Raw genomic sequence first — 21719 nt, forward strand, 5'->3', positions numbered from 1 at the left:
CTTACTGTTTTACCGCTTCCGGTACGCGCTCAGGCGTGGTGCTTTCCGCAGCCGCCGCGCCTTGCACTGGGTATAGCCAGCAGAATACGGCGGTGGCCGTCGCCGCGCCCACTAGCTGGGCCAGAATGAAGCCAGGCGTATCGCCCGGACGAATGCCGGCAAAGGTATTGGTCGCGCTACGCGCCAGCGTCACGGCGGGATTGGCGAACGAGGTGGATGAGGTGAACCAGTACGCCGCGGTGATGTAGGCCGCTACGGCAAACGGCGTCACCGCCGGACGGCTGCGCGAGCAGCCGATGATCACCGCGATCAGGCCAAACGTGGCGACGCACTCGCTCCACCACTGCGCTGATCCGGTACGCACGTGCTCGGACGCCAGGAACAGCGGCTCGCCGAACATGGCGTGCGCCGCGGCCACGCCGGCAAACGCGCCGATTACCTGCACTGCGATGTAGGGCATCACTTCGCGGCCCGGCAGGTTGCGCTGCCATGCCTGGGACAGCGTGACCACCGGATTGAAATGGGCGCCCGATATCGTGCCGAACATCAGAATCAGCGCGATCAGGCCCGCGCCGGTCGCAATCGCATTCGCGAGCAGCGCGATCGCCACATTCCCCCCGGCCAGGCGCTCGGCCATGATGCCGGAACCAACCACCACCGCCAGCAGCATAGCCGTGCCCAGTCCCTCGGCCACAAGACGTCGTGCAAAAGTCATCGCGATTCTCCCAGATCAGGCTTGCAGCGTGGCGATGCGGTCCATCTCGGCTTTCATGCGGGCGCGGTCGTTTTTCAGTTCGTCCAGCGGCAGCGCCAGGAAGGCCTCAATGCGCGCGCGCAGCGTGCGATAGGCCAGCATGAACGCGAGATCGATTTCCTGGTCCGTGCCGGTGGCGTGGGCGGGGTCCTCAACGCCCCAGTGCGAGCGCAATACGGGGCCAAGGTAAGCCGGGCAGGTTTCGCCGGCGGCGTTGCCGCAAACGCTAATGACTATGTCCGGCGTCACCGGGAGGTTTTCCCAAGACTTGCTGAAATAGCCCTCGGTGGAGATGCCTTCGCGCTGCAGCAGCGCGATCGAGCGCGGATGGACATAACCGGCCGGCTTGCTGCCGGCGCTGATGGCACGCCAGCCCGCCGGCGCCAGGTGGTTGAAGGTGGCTTCGGCCAGGATCGAGCGGCAGGAGTTGCCAGTGCAAAGCATCAAAACGTTCATCGAGATTTCTCGCAAATTGGTCAAAATTACTGTGGGGCGGCGGCGCTCGCCGGGCCGCACGTAGCTGGCGCGCAAACGGCCACACCGGGCGAGCAGCTTTGGCCAGCGCAGCAGTTCTCGGTCAGGAAGGAAACCAGTCCGTTCATGGTGTCGAAATTGGCGCTGTAGATGACAAAACGCCCCTCCTGGCGGCTTCCGACCAGACCGGCATGACTGAGCTCCTTCAGGTGGAACGACAGCGACGACGGTGCGATATCAAGCTGCTCGCCGATCTTCGACGCCGCCAATCCCTCCGGGCCAACCTGTACCAGCAGGCGGAAAACGGCCAGACGGCTTTCCTGGGCGATGGCCGCCAGAGCGGCCAGAACATCTTTGGTTTCCATGGGACCGATCCAACACTTCAATAATTATCGAAATATGATATCGCATACGATACGACATTTCAAATATTATCGAAGTATCTTGCCAGCTTATGACGTCGGGCAGATTCCTTGTTCGCTCAACACGGCACGCGCTTTTCACGCAAACTAGTATCAAAACTACAGAATTTGGATTACCATATTCACGGAATTAACGGGCATTTGCAATATTTTTGTAGTCACACTACCAAATCAAGAGACGGAGAAGATCTGATGGGCGCATACCAGTATGGCGCGTGGCAACGCATGGCACACCTGACGGCGGGCGGCGCGCTCGCCCTCACCTGCCTGGCTGCGGCGGCCGCCGATACCGCCACCCTGGGCAGTTGTAATGGTCCATTCGCGACCGTGCTGCAACCGGCCGCCGCGACCGATGCCCGCGCCTACTGGTTCAATCGTCAGCTGCTGCGCTGGCCGGGTGCCGACGCCGGCGCCACCTTCAAACTTTACTACTCTTCCGCCGGCTTGCTGGACGCCACCGCTGGCGCCAAGGTCAGCGGCGCGGACGGCGCCATCACGCTGGAACGCGACGACGGCGCCTTGCCCGCCGACCTGGCGCAGCGCTTCAAGTTCGTCACCGCCGGCGCCACGCTGGCACTGCCGGCGGTCGATGCATCGCGCGTGGGCGACCTGCTGCGGCAGCAACTGGTGCTGGTGCAGGAAGGGCCAGACGGCATCGTGTGCGACGCCACCAGCGTGCAGATCGCCGGCGCGCTGGACGACCTGTACGCGACAGCCGGCGAAGTGGCCGACCTGGGCGTGACCGTGGCGCCCGGCCGTAGCACCTTCAAGCTGTGGGCGCCCACGGCGCGCCAGGCGGCCGTATGCGTCTACCCGAAAGGCAGTGGCGCAGCCAGCGCCATCGTCCCCATGGCGTTCGACGCGGCCACCGGCGTCTGGTCCGCCACCCGGCCGGCCGACCTGTCGGGCCAGTACTACCAGTACGCGGTGGACGTATTCGCGCCCGCCACAGGCATGGTGCGCAACCTCGTCACCGACCCGTATTCCATCAGCCTGACGACGGACTCCAAGCGCAGCTACATCGCCAGCCTCGATGCGGCCAGGTTGAAACCGGCCGGCTGGGAGCGCGACCGCCCGCCCAGCAAGGTGGCGGCGCAGCCAGATATGTCCGTCTACGAACTGCATGTGCGCGACTTTTCCATCAACGACAAGACGGTCAGCGCCGCCCATCGCGGCAAATACGCGGCATTCACGGAAACCGGATCGAACGGCATGAAACACTTGGCCGCGCTGAGCCGCGCCGGCATGACGGACGTCCACCTGCTGCCCGTGTTCGACATCGGCAGCGTGCCGGAACAAGGCTGCGTGACGCCCCATCCGTCCGGCGCGCCCGACAGCGATGCCCAGCAGGCGCTGATCAAGAGCAGCCAACTGACGGATTGCTACAACTGGGGCTACGATCCCTACCACTACAACGCGCCGGAAGGCAGCTACGCCACCGATCCGGCCGACGGCGCGCGCCGCGTGATCGAGTTCCGCCAGATGGTGATGGCGCTGCACAAGGCCGGCCTGCGGGTGGGCATGGACGTGGTCTACAACCACACCTATATCGCCGGCCAGAACGAGAAGTCGGTGCTGGACCGCGTGGTGCCCGGCTACTACCACCGCCTGGACGCGCAAGGGAAAATCGAACGGTCCACCTGTTGCGACAACACGGCCACGGAAAACCGGATGATGGCCAAGCTGATGATCGATTCGGTGGCCCAGTGGGCCGTGCAGTACAAGATCGACTCGTTCCGCTTCGACCTGATGGCGCACCAGCCGCGCGCCGCGATGGAGCAATTGCAGCGCCGCGCCGACGCGGCCACCGGCCGCCACGTCAACCTGATCGGCGAAGGCTGGAACTTCGGTGAAGTGGCCAATGGCGCGCGCTTCGTGCAGGCGTCCCAACTATCGCTCAACGGCAGCGGCATCGGCACCTTCAGCGACCGCGGGCGCGACGCCGTGCGCGGCGGCGGCGCGGGCGACTCCGGCCAGCAGCTGTTCAGCAGGCAGGGTTACATCAACGGCCTGGTCTACGATCCCAACGCGCAGGCCAGCCAGCAGGAGCACCAAGCCGCCGCCGAATTGCTGCATGCGGCCGATATGGTCAGGGCCGGACTGGCCGGCGCCATCCGCGACTACCCGCTGCCCATGGCCGACGGCACGACCCGCGAACTGCAGGCCATCGACTACGCGGGACAGCCGGCCGGCTACGCCAGCGAACCGGGTGAAGTGGTCAACTACGTGGAGAACCACGACAATCAGACCATGTACGACAACAACGTGTTCAAGCTGCCGCTGTCCACCAGCACGGCCGACCGGGCGCGCGTGCAGATGCTGGGGGCGGCCATCAACGCCTTCAGCCAGGGCGTGGCCTACTTCCACGCGGGCTACGACATCCTGCGTTCCAAATCGCTGGACCGCAACAGCTTCGAATCGGGCGACTGGTTCAACCGGCTGGACTGGACCTACCGCGACAATAATTACGGCGCGGGCCTGCCGCCGGCCGACGATAACGGCAAGGACTACGCGCTGCTCAAGCCCCTGCTGCGCAACGCCGCGCTGAAACCGGCGCCGGCCGACATCGCCTACGCGCGCGACGCCTTTCGCGACCTGCTGGCGATCCGCGCCAGCAGCACACTGTTCCGGCTGCGCACGGCCGACGATATCAAGCGCCGCCTGCGCTTCTACAACACGGGGGCGCAGCAGCTGCCGACCGTGATCGTGGCGCACCTGGACGGCGCCGGCTACGCGGGTGCGCGCTTCAAGTCGCTCACGTATCTGATCAACGTGGACAAGGTGGCCCACACGCTGGCCGTGCCGCAGGAACGGGGCCGCGCCTACGTGCTGCACCCGGTGCACCTGCGCGCCAGCGCGGCCGACCAGCGCCCCGCACGGGCGGCGCGCTTCGACAGCGCGACGGGCACATTTGCAGTTCCGCCACGCTGCGCCGTCGTTTTTGTCGAGAATTGACAAGATAGACAAACTTTCATGTTATCTTTTTGGCTTTCCAATTTAGCCAGAAAGAACACATGAAGCGTACGTCCCTGCCGCAGCCGCTGTTGTCGATGGCCCTGACGTCGGCCCTGAGTTTGCTACTCTTGTCGCTGACCGCCTGCGGTGGCGGCGACGCCGGCCCGCCCAAGAATGTCGCCCCCGTCGCCAATGCCGGCACGGGGCAAACGGTGGACGCGGGCACGCTGGTCAAACTCAATGGCAGCTACACGGACGCCAACCAGGACCTGGTGAGCTACACCTGGACCCTGGCCAAACCGGCCGGCAGCATGGCGTCCTTGCTCAATCCGAAAGTGGCCACGCCGGACTTCATCGCCGACGTGGCAGGCACTTACACGGTCACGCTGACCGTCAACGACGGGGAACTCAATAGCGCACCGGCCACCGTGTCGTTCACGGCGCAAGTGCCGGTGGCGGCCTTCGTCAAACTGTGGGATGGCGATACGTGCAGCACGTCGCGCCGCATCTACGTGGTGGACGGCCACCTGGTGACCACGCAAAGCGTGTCCAACAACTGCTCCGACAGCAACATCGTGTCCCTGTACGAGAGCTCGCCGGCCCGCAAGCTGTGCTCAACAGGCGGCATCGCGTCCCTGCCATGCAGCGAATCGACCGCGCAGGCGCTGATGACGAGCATCCAGGCCGACCTCGTGCACTTCCTGCGCAACGAACCGACCGTCGATCACACCATCAAGCAGGTCTACACCTACGGCCCTTGATCACTGGCCGATCAGCACCACCGCGTTGTGGGCCGGGAAGGTGACTTTGCCCCTGGCCACCACGGCGCTGGTGCCGGAGTAGTAGTCACGCACCCGCGCGCCGTTGGCGAACACGCCATGCACGTCGATGGCGGCCGGCTTGCCGGTCGGCTGTTCCAGCGCCACCACCACCTGGTCGCGCAGGCCGTCGCGCGCGAAGGTGCGCTTGAACACATAGGGGTGGGCCTGCAGTTGCTGGTGCACGCCCGCGCCCACCGCCACGTGGGCCTGGCGGAACTTGGCCAGCTTGCTCCAGTGGCTGCGCACGGCCGCCACGCTGTAGCCGTCACGCTTGGCGTCCGATGCCAGTTCGTCCCAGTTCATGTAGGAGCGCAGCTTGGCGTCGCCCTGGGCCTCGGCCGGATCGAGCCGGCGCGCCGTTTCGTCGCCGTAGTAGATCTGGGCCGCGCCGGGGGCCAGCAGCAACTTGTTGGCGCTTTCGAACGGCTTGGTGCGGGCCGGATCGAACGGCTGGTCGAAGTCGTGCGAGGCCAGGTAATTGAGCACCGTGTAGCCTTGCAGCTCGCCGTGCAGCCTGGCCGAATAGCTGCTGAACAGCGTCTCGTAATCCTGCTTCGCGTCCCACACCAGACCGAAGTTGATGATGCTGTCGAAGCCGCCGTCCTTGTAGTAGTTGACCTTGTTGCCGCCGCCCAGGTCGAACTGCTGGCCATGGGCGATGTTGTAGCCAAACAGCTCGGCCGTCATGAAGAACTTGTCGTCGCCGAGCTTGCGGGCCGGATTGGCGCGCTTCCATTCCTCGTAAGCCAGCGACGCCTCCTGGCCCAGTTCCTTCCAGGCGCCTACTTCCACGTGCTTGACGGTGTCAGCCCGGAAGCCGTCGAAACCATATTTGCGGACCCAGTCCGCGTGCCATTTGATCAGGTGGTAGCGCGGTGCGCGCGGGTAGCCGGTGCGGGCGAAGAACGCATCCAGCTCGGCCACCTCCCGTTCGTAGCGGCCCTCGGCCTTCCACTTGGCCACCAGCGCCGGCGGCAGCGCCACGTTGTCGTTACTTTCGGTGCGCACGTCGGGCAGGTTGGGCACCAGCGTGCACGAGATGGTGGTGGCCGGGTCCTTGTAGGTGCACACTGGTCCCGTGCGTACCCATTCCGGCGGCCACACGGGGTCCTGTTCCGTCACCGGGCCGGTCTGGTTCATCACCACATCCAGCAGTACGCGGATGCCGTGCGCGTGCGCCGTGTCCACCAGCGTGCGCATGTCCTGCTCCGTGCCCAGGTTGGCGTCCACGCTGGTCCAGTCGCGCGCCCAGTAGCCATGAAAGCCGTAGGACTTGCCCGTGCCTTCGTCCGTGCCGCCGTGGATCTGCTCCACGGGGGGCGTGATCCAGATCGCGTCCACGCCCAGGCTGTCGAAATAGCCTTCCTTGATCTTGGCCGTGACGCCGGCCAGGTCGCCGCCCATGTAGCCGCGCAGCGGCGCCGCGTCGCCCTGGCGGCCGTAGGCCAGGTCGTTGGCGTGGTCGCCGTTGTTGAAGCGGTCCGTCAGCAGGAAGTAGACGGTGGCGTTCTCCCACAGGAACGGCTTGGCGGCCGTGCGCGCCGGCCTGGCCGATGCGGCGGCGTGCGCCGGCCCGGCCAATGCGGCCGCGGCCCACACTTGCTGCGGCGCGGCCAGCGCGCCCAGCGCCAGCGCCAAGGTCATTGCGAGAGGAGTCTTCTTCATGCGGTCGGTTCCTGTGTGGTTGACGGAGTGGTTGAAAATCAGGTGATCACGCTGGGCGCGGCGCGACCCGTGTAGGCGCTGATGCCCGCCACATGCTCGGCGACGGCGATCAGGCCGGCCAGCGCCTGCTGCGTGGGGAGGTGGTGTTGCGCCGGGTCGGCCTCGTAACGTTCCAGGTAGACGCGCAAGGTGGCGCCCTCGGTGCCGGTGCCGGACAGGCGGAACACCACGCGCGAGCCGTCCGTCATCACGATGCGCACGCCCTGCTGGCGCGCCACCGTGCCGTCCACCGGGTCGGTGTAGCAGAAGTCGTCGGCCAGTTCCACCGCGTAGTCGCCCAGCCGCTGGCCAGCCAGCCCGCCCAGGCGCGCGCGCAAGGCGTCCATCAGTTCGGCGGCCGCGGCGCTGTCGATCGCTTCGTAATCGTGACGCGAATAATAGTTGCGGCCGAAACGGGCCCAGTGTTCCTGCACCAGCGCCGCCACGCCCTTGCCGCTGGCGGCCAGCAGGTTGAGCCAGAACAGCACGGCCCACAGGCCATCCTTTTCGCGCATGTGGTCCGAGCCTGTCCCGTAGCTCTCTTCGCCGCACAAGGTGACCTTGCCGGCGTCGAGCAGGTTGCCGAAGTACTTCCAGCCGGTGGGCGTCTCGAAACACGGCACGCCCAGCGCGAGCGCCACGCGGTCGGCCGCGCGCGAGGTCGGCATGGAGCGGGCCACGCCGCGGATGCCGGCCCGGTAGCCCGGCGCCACGGTGGCGTTGGCGGCCAGCACGGCCAGGCTGTCGGACGGCGTGACTTCGAAGCGGCGGCCGACGATCATGTTGCGGTCGCCGTCGCCATCGGAGGCGGCGCCGAAGTCGGGCGCGTGCTCGCCCGCCATCAGCGCGATCAGGCCGGCGGCGTTGACGGGATTGGGGTCGGGATGGTGGCCGCCAAAATCCTCCAGCGGCACGGCGTTGAGGACGGTGCCGGCCGGCGCACCCAGCATGCCTTCCAGGATCGCCTGCCCATACGGGCCGGTGACGGCGCTCATGGCGTCGAAGCGCATGGTGAAGCCGTCCGCGAACAGGGCGCGGATGGCGGCGAAATCGAACAGCCCTTCCATCAACTGCGCGTAGTCGGCCACGGAATCGATCACTTCCACCGTCATCTGTTCGATACGGGTGCTGCCCAGTTGATCGAGGTCCACGTCGGGCGCGTCGCTGGCGCGGTAGCGGTGCAGCGCCACGCTGTGCTGCCACACGGCCTCGGTCAGCGCTTCCGGCGCCGGGCCGCCGTTGGCGATGTTGTACTTGATGCCGAAGTCGCCATCCGGTCCGCCCGGATTGTGGCTGGCCGACAGGATGATGCCGCCGGCCGCGCCATGCTTGCGAATCACGCAACTGGCGGCCGGCGTGGACAGGATGCCACCCCGCCCCACCAGCACGCGCGCGTAGCCGTGGGCAGCGGCCAGCCGCAAGATGGTCTGCACGGCGGCACGGTTATAGTAGCGGCCATCGCCGCCCAGCACCAGCGTCTTGCCGGCGCAATCGCCCAGCGTGTCGAACAGGCTTTGCACGAAATTGTCGAGATAGGCGGGCTGCTGGAAGACCGTCACTTTTTTCCGTAAGCCCGAGGTGCCCGGCCGCTGGCCGGGATATGGCGTGGTCGCCACCGTCTGTATCGTCATGTTCGCTCCGCATTGGTTGGGGGACAGCGGGCGGGCCGGGCCGCCGGCGTCGCGCCGTGTTCTATCGCGCAGGCGAAGAACACGGCGCGCACATGCGTTGTCGCGCGGACAATATTAACGCACGACGCCCCCAGGCGGCGCTACTCAGGCGGCGGCCTTGATCGCAGCATCCTTGGCGGCGGTGGCTGCGCTGTCCTTGACGAACAGCGTCAGCACACCGGCCAGCACCATGCATGCGCCGCCCAACATCACGGTGTTGACCGTGTGGCCGGCGAAAAAGTGCTTGGTGATGGAGCCCAGCAGCAGGCCGCTGCAGATCTGCGGGATGACGATGAAGAAGTTGAACACACCCATGTAATAGCCCATGCGGTTGGCGGGCAAGGCGCCGGCCAGGATGGCGTAAGGCATGGTCAGGATGCTGGCCCACGCGATGCCCACGCCGATCATGGGCACGAACAGCAGGTTCAGGTTATGGATGGCGAAGATGCTGATCAAACTCACGCCGCCGATGGCCAGGCAGGTCATGTGCACGAACTTGCGGCTGGTGTAACGTGCGAACACGGGCAGGATGAAGGCGGCCAGCGCCGAGACGCCGCCATACACGGCGAACATGACGCCCACGTGGTTACCCGCTTCCTGGAACGCGGCCGATTGCGCGTCCACCGTGCCGAACACGTTTTCCGCGACGGCCGAGGTGGTGTAGATCCACATGGCGAACAGTGCGATCCAGGTGAAGAACTGCACCAAGGCCAGTTGCACCATGGTCTTGGGCATGCGGGCGAAGCCACCCAGGATTTCGGCCATGGCATGGCCCAGTCCCTTGCTGCGCGCGCGCTCGGCGCGGAACGCTTCCAGGTCGTCCGGCGGCGCTTCCTTGGCCGTCAGCACGGTCCACATCACCGAAAACAGGTAGATGGCGCCGCCGATGTAGAACGAGTAGCGTACGGTGTCGGGGATGGCGCCGTTGACGGGCACATTGCTCACACCCAGCAGGTCCGAGAAGATGGTGGGCAGCAGCGAGGCGATCACCCCGCCCAGGCCGATGAAGAAGGTCTGCATGGCGAAACCGGCTGTCTGCTGCGCGGGACCGAGCTTGTCGCCCACGAAGGCGCGGAACGGTTCCATCGACACGTTGATGGCGCCATCCATCAGCCACAGCACGGCAGCGGCCATCCACAGCGCGCTGGAATTGGGCATCAGGAACAGGGCGATCGAGGCCAGCACGGCGCCGACGAAGAAGAATGGCCGGCGCCGCCCCCAGAACGGGTGCCAGGTGTTGTCGCTCAGGTAGCCGATCACGGGCTGCACCAGCAGGCCGGTGACGGGCGCGGCCAGCCACAGGAAGGCCAGGTCGTCGGGATTGGCGCCCAGCGTGGAGAAGATGCGGCTGGTGTTGGCGTTCTGCAGCGCGAAGCCGAACTGGATGCCGAGAAAGCCAAAGCTCATGTTCCAGAGCTGCCAGAACGTCAGCCTGGGCTTATTGAAAGAAGGTTGCATGCCTGCGTGTCCCCGTTGTGCCGTCCGGTCTAAAGGCCGGATCGGACGATCAAAATACGAATTTGTAGCAAAGTAACACGCGTCTCAACAGGTGTCAATCGAAACAACTTCATAGTAAAATAAAGGACTTAGCCGCACACAGCACCGTGGTTCTGTAGTCAAATGTAGTCAAATAACAGAAACAAAAACCTGATTCGAATTCATCGAAACCTTACACATGACAAGCAAATATTACGTTGGCCTGGCCCTGCTGCTCGCCGCCAGCCCCGCCGTGCTGGCGCAGAACCTGGAGCGCCGTTTCGACCGCGCCACCCTGCGCGGCAATCAACTGGAGATCCGCACCAGCGACGGCCAGTACCTGATCAAGCCCTACTCCACCCGTATCGTGGAAACCACCTTCGTGCCGGCCGGGCAAAGCGTGGAGCTGGACTCGCACGCCGTGGTGCTGGCGCCCGCCCCGGTGACGGCCACACTGAAGAACAAGGGTAACACCGTCGAATACACGACGGGCGGCCTGTCCGTCACCATCACCCGCACACCATTCCAGATCGCCTATGCCTACAAGGGCCGGCCGCTGGTGGCGGAAAAACGCGGCTACGGCAAGACCGGCTACGGCGAACGCATCGAATTCGCGCTGGACGCCACCGAAGCCCTGTACGGCGCCGGCGCCCGCTCGGTGGGCATGAACCGGCGCGGCCACCGTTTCACCTTGTTCAATAAGGCGGACTACGGCTACAGCGACCATTCGGAGCTGATGAATTTCACCATGCCGCTGGCGCTGTCGTCCAAACGCTACCTGCTGCACTTCGATAATCCGCAAACGGGCTACCTCGACTTCGACAGCAAGGGCGACAACAGCCTGACCTACGAAACGGCCGGTGGACGCAAGACCTACCAGGTGGTGGCCGGCGACAGCTGGCAAGACATCATCGCCGACTACACCAGCCTGACGGGCCGCCAGCCCATGCCGCCGCGCTGGGCGTTCGGCAACTTCGCCATGCGCTTCGGCTATCACACGGAAGCGGAAGCGCGCGCCACGGTGGACAAGTTCATCGCCGACGATATCCCGGTGGACGCCATCGTGTTCGACCTGTACTGGTTCGGCAAGGACATCAAGGGCACCATGGGCAACCTGGCTTTTGACAAGGACAACTTCCCGCACCCGGCCCAGATGATCGCCGATTTCAAGGCCAAGGGCGTCAAGACGGTACTGATCACGGAGCCGTTCATCGTCGACTCGTCGTCGCGCTGGCAGGAGGCCGTACAGAAGCAGATCCTGGGGACGGACGCCAACGGCGCGCCGCTGGCCTATGACTTCTATTTCGGCCACACGGGCCTGATCGACATTTTCGGCCAGCCGGGGCGCGACTGGTTCTGGAACATCTACAAGGGCTTGCACGAGATGGGCGTGGCCGGCGTGTGGGGCGACCTGGGCGAACCGGAAGTGCATCCTGGCGCCATGCACCACGCCACCGGCACGGCGCAGCAGGTACACAACATCTACGGCCACCAGTGGGCCAGACTGGTGGCCGACGGCTACCGCCAGGACTATCCCGCCGAGCGTCCCTTCATCCTGATGCGGGCCGGTTACTCCGGTTCGCAACGCTTCGGCATGATTCCATGGTCGGGCGATGTGGACCGCAGCTGGGGCGGCTTGAAGTCGCAGCCGGAGATCGCGCTGCAGATGGGCATGCAGGGCCTGGCCTATATGCACTCGGACCTGGGCGGCTTCGCCAACCCCAACCTGGACAACGAGTTGTACACGCGCTGGCTGCAATACGGCGTGTTCCAGCCCGTGTTCCGCCCGCACGCGCAGGAGGAAGTGCCGTCCGAGCCGGTCTACCGCGACGCGCCCACCAAGGCGCTGGCGCGTGAAGCGATCCGGCTGCGCTACCGCATGCTGCCCTATAACTACACGCTGGCCTTCGACAACCACCAGCAAGGCTTGCCGCTGATGCGCCCGATGCTGTACGAGGAGCCGGATAACGAACAAGCGCGCGCGGTTGCCTCCACCTACCTGTGGGGCAAGGACTTGCTCGTCACGCCCGTCACCACCAAGGGCGCCAGCGAGCAGCCGGTGTGGTTCCCGGCCCACAGCGCGTGGTTCGACTTTTACACGGGTCAGCGCCAGGACGGCGGCGCGCGCCGCAACGTGAAGCTGGCGCCGGACCATATCCCCGTCTACGTGCGGGCCGGCGCCTTCATCCCATTGGCGCCTGTGGCGCAAACGACACGCGACTACTCGACCAAGGCCATCGAACTGCACTACTACCACGACCATACGGCCCGCGACGGCCAGGGCAAGCTGTATGACGACGATGGCGAGACGGCGCAAGCCTACGAACAGGGCAAGTACGAACTGCTGCACTTCGCCAGCAAGCTGCAGGGCCGCGAACTGACGCTGTCGCTGTCGTCGGAAACAGGGGCACACTACCAGCGTCCACAGCGCGCCATCGCGCTGCAGGTGCACAACGTGGGTGCCAAACCTGCCGCCGTGCGGCTTGATGGCCAACCGTTGGACTTCGCATGGGATGGCGCAGCGCGCCTGCTGACGGTTCAGCTGCCGGCCAGCGACCACGCGGCCAGCAAGGTATCCATCACGCTGGCGGCGGCCGACGCCCACTGACATTTCCGCAACACTTGGCATAATCGCCACACGCGGCAGCCTGACGTGTATATTAATACCCTTCGAACCACCCGGTTCGAAGGGTATTTTTTCATTTCAGGGAGACACGCGTGTCATCTACCTTCATCAAGGCGCTGCTGGCGGTAAGCGCCATCGCAGCCGCCAGCGGCGGCGCCTACGCGGCGCCGGCCGCCAAGCCTACCGTGGCCGAAGCCGAACGCTTCCTGGCCGACGCGGACGCCCGCCTCAATAAACTCAGCATCGAGCAGGCGCGCGGCGCCTGGGTCGGCGAGAACTTCATCACCGACGACACGGAAGCGATCAGCGCCTACTTCTCCGAGCGCTACCTGACGGCGTCCGGCGAACTCGCGCTGGCGGCACGCCGCTACAACGGCCTCAAACTCAAGCCCGAGTCGGCGCGCAAGCTCAAGCTGCTGCAACTGACGCTGATGTTCTCCGATCCGAAAGAACGCGAAGCCTACACGTCCAGCCAGACGGCCATGACGGGCGCCTACGGCAAGGGCAAATACTGCCCCAGGAACGCGGACGGCAGCACAGGCACCTGCATGGCGCTGGGCGAGATGGAAAAAGTATTGGCCGACAGCCGCGACCCGGCCCGCCTGAAGGAAATCTGGCTTGGCTGGCACGCGCAGTCGCCCGCCTACAAGCAACGCTACAGCCAGTATGTGGCACTGTCCAACAAGGGCGCCAAGGAAATGGGCTTCGCCGACACGGGCGCCCTGTGGCGCTCGCAGTACGACATGCCGCCCGATCAGTTCGCGGCCGAGATGGAACGCCTGTGGCAGCAGGTCAAACCGCTGTACGCGTCGCTGCACACCTACGCCCGCTACAAACTGCGCCAGACCTACGGCCCGGACGTGGTGCCGGCCAGCGGCCCGATTCCGGCCCACCTGTTCGGCAATATGTGGAGCCAGACCTGGGACAATATCTACCCGCTGCTCAAGCCGGCCGGTGAAACGGGCAGCTATGACCTGAGCCAGGTACTGGTCGAACGCAAGATCAGCCCCAAGGAAATGACGTCCGACGCGGAACGCTTCTACACCTCGCTGGGCATGCAGAAACTGCCGGCCAGCTTCTGGGAACGCTCGCTGCTGACCAAGCCGCGCGACCGCGAGGTGGTGTGCCATGCCTCCGCCTGGCCGATGGACGACAAGGACGACGTGCGCATCAAGATGTGCATCACGCCCACGGCCGAGGACTTCAGCACCATCCACCACGAACTGGGCCACGTCTACTACTACCTGGCCTACAACAAGCAGCCCTATTTGTTCCGTGCCGGCGCCAACGACGGCTTCCACGAAGCCATCGGCGACACGGTGGCGCTGTCCGTCACGCCCGACTACCTGAAGACCATCGGCCTGATGCCGCAGGAAGCCGTGGCCGACGCCGACATTGGCCAGTTGCTCAAGCGCGCGCTGGAAAAAGTGGCCTTCCTGCCATTCGGCTACTCGGTCGACAAGTGGCGCTGGGACGTCTACTCCGGCAAGACCAAGCCGGCCGACTACGACCAGCACTGGTGGGAGCTGCGTGAACAGTACATGGGCATGTCGCGTCCGGCCGCCATCAGCGCGGAAGGTTTCGACGCGGGCGCCAAGTACCACGTGGCGGCCGACGTGCCCTACGCGCGCTACTTCCTGGCCGATATGCTGCAGTTCCAGTTCCACCGCGCGCTGTGCCGCGAAGCCGGCTACACCGGTCCGCTGCACCGCTGCTCGGTGTACGGCAATCCCAAGGCCGGCGCCAAGCTGCAGCAGATGCTGGCCATGGGCGCCAGCAAGCCATGGCCGGAAGCGCTGAAAGCCATCTCGGGCGAGGACAAAATCGACGGCAACGCGCTGCTCGAATACTTCGCCCCGCTCAAGACCTGGCTCGATGCGCAGAACGCGCAGTTCGCAGCGGCCGAAAAACACTGACCGAAAAAAAACCTCGCCACTTGCATGGCGAGGTTTTTTTTTGCCGGCTTGCGCCGCCCGGAAGGTTTAGAACTTGTAGTTCGCGCCCATCAGGATGGTACGGCCATACTTCTGGTATTCCAGCTGCTGGCTGCGGACGCCGGTATAGGTCTCGTAGGCCGAATTGGTCAGGTTGTTCACCTGCAGCACCAGGCCCAGGCCCTTCATGCTGCCTTCCTTGAAGGTGTAGCCAACCTGGAAGTCGATCACGTTTTCACCCACCACATAGCGCAGCGAACGCTCGGCGGCGAAGTTGCTGATCTCACCCACGAAGTCCGAACGCTTGCGCTGGCTGATACGGGTTTCAAAGCCGTTCTTCTCGTAGTAGGCGGTCAGGTTGGTGACGCGCTTGGACAGGCCCGGCAGCGGAATATTGCTGCCGATGCTGCTGCTTGGATCTTCGATCTTGATGTCGCTGGTGCTGAAGGTGGCGCTCGCTTGCACACCAAAGCCGTCCAGTGATTTGGTCACCAGGTCCAGAGGCAGCGAGCCGGACAGCTCCAGGCCCTTCATCACACCGCCCTGGCCGTTGTAAGGCGCCGAGAACGGGCCGGTGGCGGTGTTGAGCGAACCTGGCACGCCCGTGCCGTACACATAACCGGCCGGGACGAACGACGAGAAATCGAAGTCCTTGGTCTGGGTGTAGATGTAGCTGGTCAGCTTCTTGTAGAAGCCGGCGGCGGCCAGGTAGGCCTTCTTGTCGAAGTACTTCTCATACGAGATGTCGAAGGCATTGGCGCGCCATGGATCCAGCTTGGCATTGCCGCCGTTGGCGGTCAGGCGCAGCAGGGTCTTGTCGTAGTCGAGCTCGAACGCCGAACGCAGCTGGTCCACGCGCGGACGGGCCAGTTGCTTGGCCACCGCAATGCGTACGGTCTGCTGGTGGTCGAAACCAAACGCCAGGTTCAGGCTCGGCAGCACGTCGGTGTAGGTCTTGCCCAGGTCCACATCCTTGATGACGCTGCCGGAAGCGCCGGAGGTGCCGGAAGCATCCAGGTAACGCGACTGCGACGACTGGTCGGTGCGCTGCACTTGCACGCCCACGTTACCGCGCACGCTCACGTCGCCCAGCTCGGCCTCGATGTTGGCTTTGACGAAGCTGGTGGTGACTTTTTCCTGCACGTCCCAAGCCTTGGTGATCAGGTAGGACAGATTGTCGACCGGATGGAACACCATGCCGCTGGCCACGACGCCGGGCACGTTCCAGGCCGGAATGGTGCCGACGCCGGCGAAGCCCAGGTCCACGGGCGAGTACTGCAGATTGGCGGGCACGCTGAACTGATCGCCGGCCAGCGTGATCGGACCTTCAGGTTGGCGCTTCTTCTTCGAGCGGTCGGCATAGTTGATGCCGATATCCACGCCGGAGAACAGTTTTTCCATCATGCCCGGCACCGGCAGGCTGGCCACCAGTTTGAAGCCCTTCAGCTCGTCTTCCACGTGGGGCGTCTTGCCGTAACCGGAGCCGTAGATCGTATTGCGCACGTACAGCTGCGTCGGGTCGCTGTAGTTCAGGCCGGGCTTGATGGTCGGGAAGGCGCCATTGGCATATTGCAGCGCCACGCTGTCGAGGAATTGGCTACCTGCCAGCGGATTGTGCTGCAGGTTGTTTTCCATGCTCAGTTCGTCGCGCTTGGCTTGCGAGTAGTTCACGTCGGCGAACAGCGACCAATCCTTGAACTTGATGGTGTTGCTCCAGCCGGCCGCATGGATTTCATCCTTGCGCTTGTTGTACATGCCACGCACCAGCGGGAACACGCCGGTGGCCGTGCCGCCGGCCAGACTGTTGCCATTGAACACGGGGTTGACGTAGTTCAGGCCAGGCGTGAAGCCGCCGTTGTAGTTACCCAGGTTGATTTCCAGCTGGTTGTTGGTTTGCTCTTGCTTGAACTCGGAAGCGTAGACGTCCAGGATACTGGTCCACTGCTTGGTCGGACGGTATTGCAGCACGCCCATGAAGCCATCGCGCTTGTTGGTGCCGCTGGTGGCCACGGCCTTGATGCCGTCGGTGATGTAAGTGCCTTTTGGAATACCTGGACGCGAATCGGTCTTCCATGGCTCGTACATGCCCGTCTCGTGGTCGAGGATGGGCGATTCCAGGTGGGCGAAGCCGAGCGCGATGCCGATGGTGCGGTCGGCGAACTGGTCGATGTAGCTGGCGCTGAAGCGGTTGCCGTTGGCCGAGGCGCCGGCGATGCTGCCCAGCGAGTTGTGTTCGCCACGTGCGTTCAACGCCACGGTACGGCCGCCGAACGACAGCGGACGCACGGTCTGCATGTCGATGGTGCCCGACAGACCCTGGCCGACCAGGCCGGCGTCCGGAGTCTTGTACACGACCACGCCGCTCATCAACTCGGATGGGTACTGGTCGAATTCCACGCTGCGGTTGTCGCCCGTACTCACTTGCTCGCGGCCGTTCAGCAAGGTGGTGGAGAAGTCCGGCGACAAGCCGCGCACGCTGATCACCTGGGCGCGGCCGGAGACGCGCTGGGCGGCCAGGCCGGGCAGGCGGGAAATGGATTCGGCGATGCTGACGTCGGGCAGCTTGCCTATGTCTTCCGCCGAAATGGCTTCGACGATGGAGGTGGCGTCTTTCTTGACCGAGATCGCGTCTTCGATGCCGCGGCGGATACCGGCTACGGTCACGGTCGCCATCGGCGCGGCGTCAGCCTGGGCGGCGGGCGCCGTTTGCGCGCTCGCCGGTTGTGCCAACGCGGCCACGAACAGGGCGCAGCCTGCCGCCACGGGACTCAGTTGAAATGCGACGCTGCTGCGCTTGTTTACGAACATACTCATGCTTAATGCTCCCCTCACTCGACACCAAATATATTTCCCGCCACCATCAACCTGAGCGCTCGCGCCAGCCAGTACGATTTCACGGGATCCTGGGAATTCAACGTTCTTTGACGTTCCAGAAAGAATTTTGTACTAAAACTAGATCGAGTGTCAATCGAAGTTCAGTTCAGCTACATCCTTACAACCCGCATAAAATCACACTCCCTATGAGAAATGCGGTAAGACGTTGTATTTCGGCTACAGCAAATGGCCGCAAGCCATGTAATCGAACTACAAAATCCAGGATAAACCCCACCCGAACGCCACCCCAATTGCCGCAAGCCCTGCCCTGCACCCAGCAGCGCCAGGCGAGCTAGCCCCTGCCAAGACGAAAAGCCGTGGCCAACCGGCCTCACCGAACTCAAACCATGTACCTTCACTAGAAATGACCCAAGACAATCCGGGCCAAAACTCCAGCTACGTTGCTAAGTACATGTTTTTAAATTATTATTTTACGAATACGAAAAACAAGGCACACTGTAGTTTGCCTACCAAATCCATGGAGATCGCGATGCGACGCTTGATCATGCTGGCCGCGCTGGCCGCACTACCCCCATCCCTGACATGGGCCCAGCCTGCGGATCATGGCATCGACCATCTGGAACCGCCATCGTGGTGGACCGGCATGCGCAGCCCGCAACTGGAACTGATGGTGCATGGACCACGGATCGCGGAACTGGAACCGGCGCTGCACTATCCGGGCGTACGCATCGCCCAGGTAACACGCACATCCAATGATAATTACATGTTCATTCAACTGAACATCACGCCCGGCACACTGCCCGGCAAGCTCACGCTGCAATTCCGCCAGCATGGCAAGACCGTGCTCAGCCACCCCTACACGCTACAGGCGCGCGCGGCCGGCTCGGCCGAACGGATCGGCTTTGGTGGCGCCGACGCCATCTATGAAGTAATGCCCGACCGCTACGCCAACGGCGACCCGGCCAACGACAACACGCCCGGCATGACGGAGCGCGCCAACCGCCAGGACGGCTCCGGCCGCCACGGCGGCGACCTGGCCGGCATGGCGGCCCACCTGGACTACGTGGCCGCCATGGGCTACACCATGCTGTGGCCCACGCCGCTGCTGGAAGCGAATATGCAGCAGGGCTCCTATCACGGCTACGCCAGCACCAACCACTACCGCATCGACCCGCGCTACGGCAGCAACGAGCAATACCGCGACTTCGTGGCGCAGGCGCGCACCCGCGGCATCGGTGTGATACAAGACGTGGTGCTCAACCACATCGGCGACCGCCACTGGTGGATGCGGGACTTGCCCAGCGAGGACTGGATCACCCACCAGGGCAAGTTCGTGCCCACCCAGCATCACCGGGTGGCCGTGCAGGACCCGTATGGCTCGCAGGCGGACCGGCGCGACTTCACCCAAGGCTGGTTCGTGGACACCATGCCCGACCTGAACCAGGCCAATCCCCACCTGGCCACCTACCTGATGCAAAACAGCATCTGGTGGATCGAGTACGCGGGCCTGGCCGGCCTGCGGGTGGACACCTACAGCTATTCGGACAGCGCCTTCCTGAGCGCCTGGTCGGCCCGCATCATGGGCGAATATCCGAAGCTGAACCTGGTGGGCGAGGAATGGAGCCCGCACATTCCCATCGTCGCCCGCTGGCAAGAGGGCAAGCGCAATTTCGACGGTTATGCGTCGCACATGCCGGGCATGATGGACTTCCCGCTCAACGACACGCTGCGCCGCGCGCTGGCCTCGGACGACGCCGATGGCGCCCAGTACAGCCTGACGAGCTTGTATGAAACCCTGTCGCAGGATTACCTGTACGCCGATCCGGGCAAGATGGTGCTATTCGAAGGCAACCACGACCTGCCCCGCATCTACAGCGACCTGCACGAGGACGACGCGCTGTTCCGCATGGCCATGGCTTACGTGCTGACGGCGCCCCGCATCCCCCAGTTCTACGCCGGCACGGAAGTGCTGATGACCAGTACCACCGGCCGCCGCGACGACGCTTCCTACCGGCGCGACTTCCCCGGCGGCTGGGCCGGCGACACGGTCAACGCCTTCACGGGCGCGGGTCTGACGCCCAGGCAACTGGCGGCCCAGGCGTTCCTGAAAAAGCTGCTGAACTGGCGCAAGGGCCAGCCCGTGATCCATCACGGCAAGACCATGCAGTTCGGACCAGAACAGAATACCTACGTGTTCTTCCGCTATGACGGCGCACGCAAAGTGATGGTGGCCTTCAACAAGAACCACAGCGACACCACACTGGCCACGGCCCGCTTCCAGGAAATGCTGGCCGGCGTGCATGGCGGCGACGACGTCATCAGCGGGCAGCATTACGCGCTGGGCGACACGCTGACCTTGCCGGCGCGCTCGGTACTGGTGCTGGCGTTGCGCTAACGCGGCACGCGCACCATCACACCCGGCTCAAGGCCCGCGACGGCGAAGGCCGCGCCGATGGCGCCGTCCCCTCGTTGAGCTTGAAGATGCTGACCGCCTCGTTCAAGCTGGCCGCCTGCTGCTGCAAGGCGTCGGCCGCGGCGGCGGCCTGCTCCACCAGCGCCGCGTTCTGCTGGGTCACATTGTCCATCTGGCTGATGGCCGTGCTGACCTGCTCGATACCCTCGCGCTGCTCGGCGCTGGCGGTGGCGATCTCGCCTATCATGGCCGTGACCTGGCGCACGCTGGTCACCACTTCCTCCATCGTCGTGCCAGCCTGTCCCACCAGACGGCTGCCCGCATCCACCCGCCCCACGGAATCGTTGATCAATTCCTTGATTTCCCTGGCCGCCGCCGCGCTGCGCTGGGCCAGGTTGCGCACTTCCGACGCCACCACCGCGAACCCCCGGCCCTGCTCGCCGGCGCGGGCCGCTTCCACCGCCGCGTTCAAGGCCAGGATATTGGTCTGGAACGCGATACCGTCGATCACGCCGATGATGTCGACGATCTTGCGCGACGATTCATTGATCGAACCCATGGTCTGCACCATCTGCTCGACCGCCTCGCCGCCGCGCTGGGCCACGCTGGAGGCCGCGTCGGCCAAGCGGCTGGCTTCGCTGGCATTGTCGTTATTGTGCTTGACGGTGGTGCTCAGTTCGACCATGGAGGCGGCCGTCTGTTGCAGCGAACTGGCCTGCTCCTCCGTACGGCTCGACAAATCCAGGTTGCCGCTGGCGATTTCCACTGTGGCCTGATGGATGGTGTCCGTGCCATGACGCACCTGGCCGACGATGCGCGCCAGACTGTCCTGCATGGCCTTGAGTGCCCGCAGCAGGTCGCCGATCTCGTCCATGGTGCTGGCCCGCACCTCGCTGCGCAAGTCGCCCGCCGCCACCGTCTGGGCCATGCCCACGGCCGCCCCCAACGGCACGGTAATGCTGCGGATCAGCCAGCGTACGGTGATGAAACCCACCACCACCGTCACCAGCAGCGTGGCCAGCATCACGGTGATGGCGCTGCGGTATTCGCGCTCATTGCCCTGCGCCATTTCCGTCGTCAAACGGCGCGATTCGGTGCCGATGAAGGCGACGATGTCGTTGATCTTGGCCGTAGGTACCCGGTCTATGCCCTTGACCAGCTTGTCGACCACGTGCGCGCTGTCAGGATTGGCCGCATCAAATTGCTTGAGCGCTTCCAGGTATTTCCCCTGCAACTCGGTGTGGGTGAGCAAGGCTTGATCGACCAGCGGCGTGTGCAATTGCAACCGGTCCATCATGGCCTTCAGCTTGCCCAGCTCAACCCGGGTCGCTTCGCTGCTCTTGACGAAGGCTTTGGAATATTTGTCGAAGGCAGCCGGGTCGTTGCCACGCAACAGGATGTCCTTCCACTCCTGCACCTGGATCTTGAATTGCAGCTGCGCGCTGCGGGCCGTGTCCACCGCTTCGCTGAGCATGTCGGAACGGGCCATGGCCTCGGCGCTGCGGGTATTGCTGTTATTTAAGGCGCGCCAGCCGCCGCCGGCCACCACCAGCAGCGCGGCCAGGAAGAAGGCGCCCAACAAGGCCAGCCGCAGTCCGATTTTCAAATTAGCGAGTTTCATGTCGCTCCCTTCAT

13 protein-coding genes are annotated in these 21719 nt (G+C 64.4%); 5 read left to right on the forward strand and 8 right to left on the reverse strand.

What is annotated here, in order from left to right; all coding sequences use genetic code 11:
* Window position 1 precedes the first annotated feature (1 nt).
* From H3H39_RS05915 to H3H39_RS05925, 3 genes are read right to left on the reverse strand one after another with little or no spacing between them, the layout of a single operon-like run.
* The gene (locus H3H39_RS05915; protein WP_182152410.1) at window positions 2–715 is read right to left on the reverse strand and encodes an aquaporin; all 714 of its coding nucleotides are present in this window, start codon (window positions 713–715) and stop codon (window positions 2–4) included.
* A 15-nt stretch (window positions 716–730) separates the two neighbouring features.
* A complete protein-coding gene (locus tag H3H39_RS05920) occupies window positions 731–1210 on the reverse strand; it encodes an arsenate reductase ArsC (RefSeq protein ID WP_182152411.1) in 480 nt (159 codons plus the stop codon).
* Between the two features lie 26 nt (window positions 1211–1236).
* Window positions 1237–1593 carry an ArsR/SmtB family transcription factor gene (locus H3H39_RS05925; RefSeq protein WP_182152412.1) on the reverse strand — a complete coding sequence of 119 codons (357 nt, stop codon included), beginning with the start codon at window positions 1591–1593 and terminating at the stop codon, window positions 1237–1239.
* 249 nt (window positions 1594–1842) lie between these two features.
* Here H3H39_RS05925 and H3H39_RS05930 point away from each other — a divergent pair, with 249 nt between their 5' ends.
* Window positions 1843–4605 (forward strand): alpha-1,6-glucosidase domain-containing protein, encoded by a 2763-nt coding sequence (locus H3H39_RS05930; protein WP_182152413.1) that lies wholly within the window; start codon window positions 1843–1845, stop codon window positions 4603–4605.
* Window positions 4606–4664: 59 nt separating this feature from the next.
* Window positions 4665–5366, forward strand: a complete 702-nt coding sequence (locus tag H3H39_RS05935; protein ID WP_182152414.1) for a PKD domain-containing protein — start codon at window positions 4665–4667, stop codon at window positions 5364–5366.
* On the opposite strand, the gene H3H39_RS05940 is transcribed toward H3H39_RS05935, so the two are convergent.
* The 3 genes from H3H39_RS05940 to H3H39_RS05950 all read right to left on the reverse strand — a co-directional run bounded on the left by H3H39_RS05940 (window position 5367) and on the right by H3H39_RS05950 (window position 10258).
* Window positions 5367–7091, reverse strand: a complete 1725-nt coding sequence (locus H3H39_RS05940) for an alpha-amylase family glycosyl hydrolase (RefSeq protein ID WP_182152415.1) — start codon at window positions 7089–7091, stop codon at window positions 5367–5369.
* Window positions 7092–7129: 38 nt separating this feature from the next.
* Entirely contained in the window at window positions 7130–8761 is a 1632-nt protein-coding gene (locus H3H39_RS05945) for an alpha-D-glucose phosphate-specific phosphoglucomutase (protein ID WP_182152416.1), read from the reverse strand.
* A 144-nt stretch (window positions 8762–8905) separates the two neighbouring features.
* Window positions 8906–10258, reverse strand: coding sequence for an MFS transporter (locus tag H3H39_RS05950; protein ID WP_182152417.1), 1353 nt, complete (start codon window positions 10256–10258; stop codon window positions 8906–8908).
* A gap of 217 nt (window positions 10259–10475) precedes the next feature.
* Between H3H39_RS05950 and H3H39_RS05955 the strand changes: the two genes are divergently transcribed.
* The gene (locus H3H39_RS05955; RefSeq protein WP_182152418.1) at window positions 10476–12884 is read left to right on the forward strand and encodes a glycoside hydrolase family 31 protein; all 2409 of its coding nucleotides are present in this window, start codon (window positions 10476–10478) and stop codon (window positions 12882–12884) included.
* A gap of 110 nt (window positions 12885–12994) precedes the next feature.
* Window positions 12995–14818, forward strand: a complete 1824-nt coding sequence (locus tag H3H39_RS05960; RefSeq protein ID WP_182152419.1) for a M2 family metallopeptidase — start codon at window positions 12995–12997, stop codon at window positions 14816–14818.
* Between the two features lie 66 nt (window positions 14819–14884).
* Here the strand turns inward: H3H39_RS05960 and H3H39_RS05965 are convergent, their stop codons facing one another.
* A complete protein-coding gene (locus tag H3H39_RS05965; protein ID WP_220461440.1) occupies window positions 14885–17650 on the reverse strand; it encodes a TonB-dependent receptor in 2766 nt (921 codons plus the stop codon).
* 550 nt (window positions 17651–18200) lie between these two features.
* Here H3H39_RS05965 and H3H39_RS05970 point away from each other — a divergent pair.
* Window positions 18201–20066 (forward strand): glycoside hydrolase family 13 protein, encoded by a 1866-nt coding sequence (locus H3H39_RS05970; RefSeq protein ID WP_182152420.1) that lies wholly within the window; start codon window positions 18201–18203, stop codon window positions 20064–20066.
* Window positions 20067–20082: 16 nt separating this feature from the next.
* Here H3H39_RS05970 and H3H39_RS05975 read toward each other — a convergent pair whose 3' ends face one another.
* Window positions 20083–21705, reverse strand: a complete 1623-nt coding sequence (locus H3H39_RS05975; protein ID WP_182152421.1) for a methyl-accepting chemotaxis protein — start codon at window positions 21703–21705, stop codon at window positions 20083–20085.
* Window positions 21706–21719 lie beyond the last annotated feature (14 nt).

It is taken from the genome of Rugamonas apoptosis (genome assembly GCF_014042355.1).
Taxonomy (GTDB): domain Bacteria; phylum Pseudomonadota; class Gammaproteobacteria; order Burkholderiales; family Burkholderiaceae_D; genus Rugamonas; species Rugamonas apoptosis.

Bases quoted from the DNA above. Each gene is read 5' to 3' on its own strand.
- H3H39_RS05915 (WP_182152410.1), bottom strand. From the start codon at position 715: ATGACTTTTGCACGACGTCTTGTGGCCGAGGGACTGGGCACGGCTATG.
- H3H39_RS05920 (WP_182152411.1), bottom strand. From the start codon at position 1,210: ATGAACGTTTTGATGCTTTGCACTGGCAACTCCTGCCGCTCGATCCTG.
- H3H39_RS05925 (WP_182152412.1), bottom strand. From the start codon at position 1,593: ATGGAAACCAAAGATGTTCTGGCCGCTCTGGCGGCCATCGCCCAGGAA.
- H3H39_RS05930 (WP_182152413.1), top strand. From the start codon at position 1,843: ATGGGCGCATACCAGTATGGCGCGTGGCAACGCATGGCACACCTGACG.
- H3H39_RS05935 (WP_182152414.1), top strand. From the start codon at position 4,665: ATGAAGCGTACGTCCCTGCCGCAGCCGCTGTTGTCGATGGCCCTGACG.
- H3H39_RS05940 (WP_182152415.1), bottom strand. From the start codon at position 7,091: ATGAAGAAGACTCCTCTCGCAATGACCTTGGCGCTGGCGCTGGGCGCG.
- H3H39_RS05945 (WP_182152416.1), bottom strand. From the start codon at position 8,761: ATGACGATACAGACGGTGGCGACCACGCCATATCCCGGCCAGCGGCCG.
- H3H39_RS05950 (WP_182152417.1), bottom strand. From the start codon at position 10,258: ATGCAACCTTCTTTCAATAAGCCCAGGCTGACGTTCTGGCAGCTCTGG.
- H3H39_RS05955 (WP_182152418.1), top strand. From the start codon at position 10,476: ATGACAAGCAAATATTACGTTGGCCTGGCCCTGCTGCTCGCCGCCAGC.
- H3H39_RS05965 (WP_220461440.1), bottom strand. From the start codon at position 17,650: ATGAGTATGTTCGTAAACAAGCGCAGCAGCGTCGCATTTCAACTGAGT.
- H3H39_RS05970 (WP_182152420.1), top strand. From the start codon at position 18,201: ATGCGACGCTTGATCATGCTGGCCGCGCTGGCCGCACTACCCCCATCC.
- H3H39_RS05975 (WP_182152421.1), bottom strand. From the start codon at position 21,705: ATGAAACTCGCTAATTTGAAAATCGGACTGCGGCTGGCCTTGTTGGGC.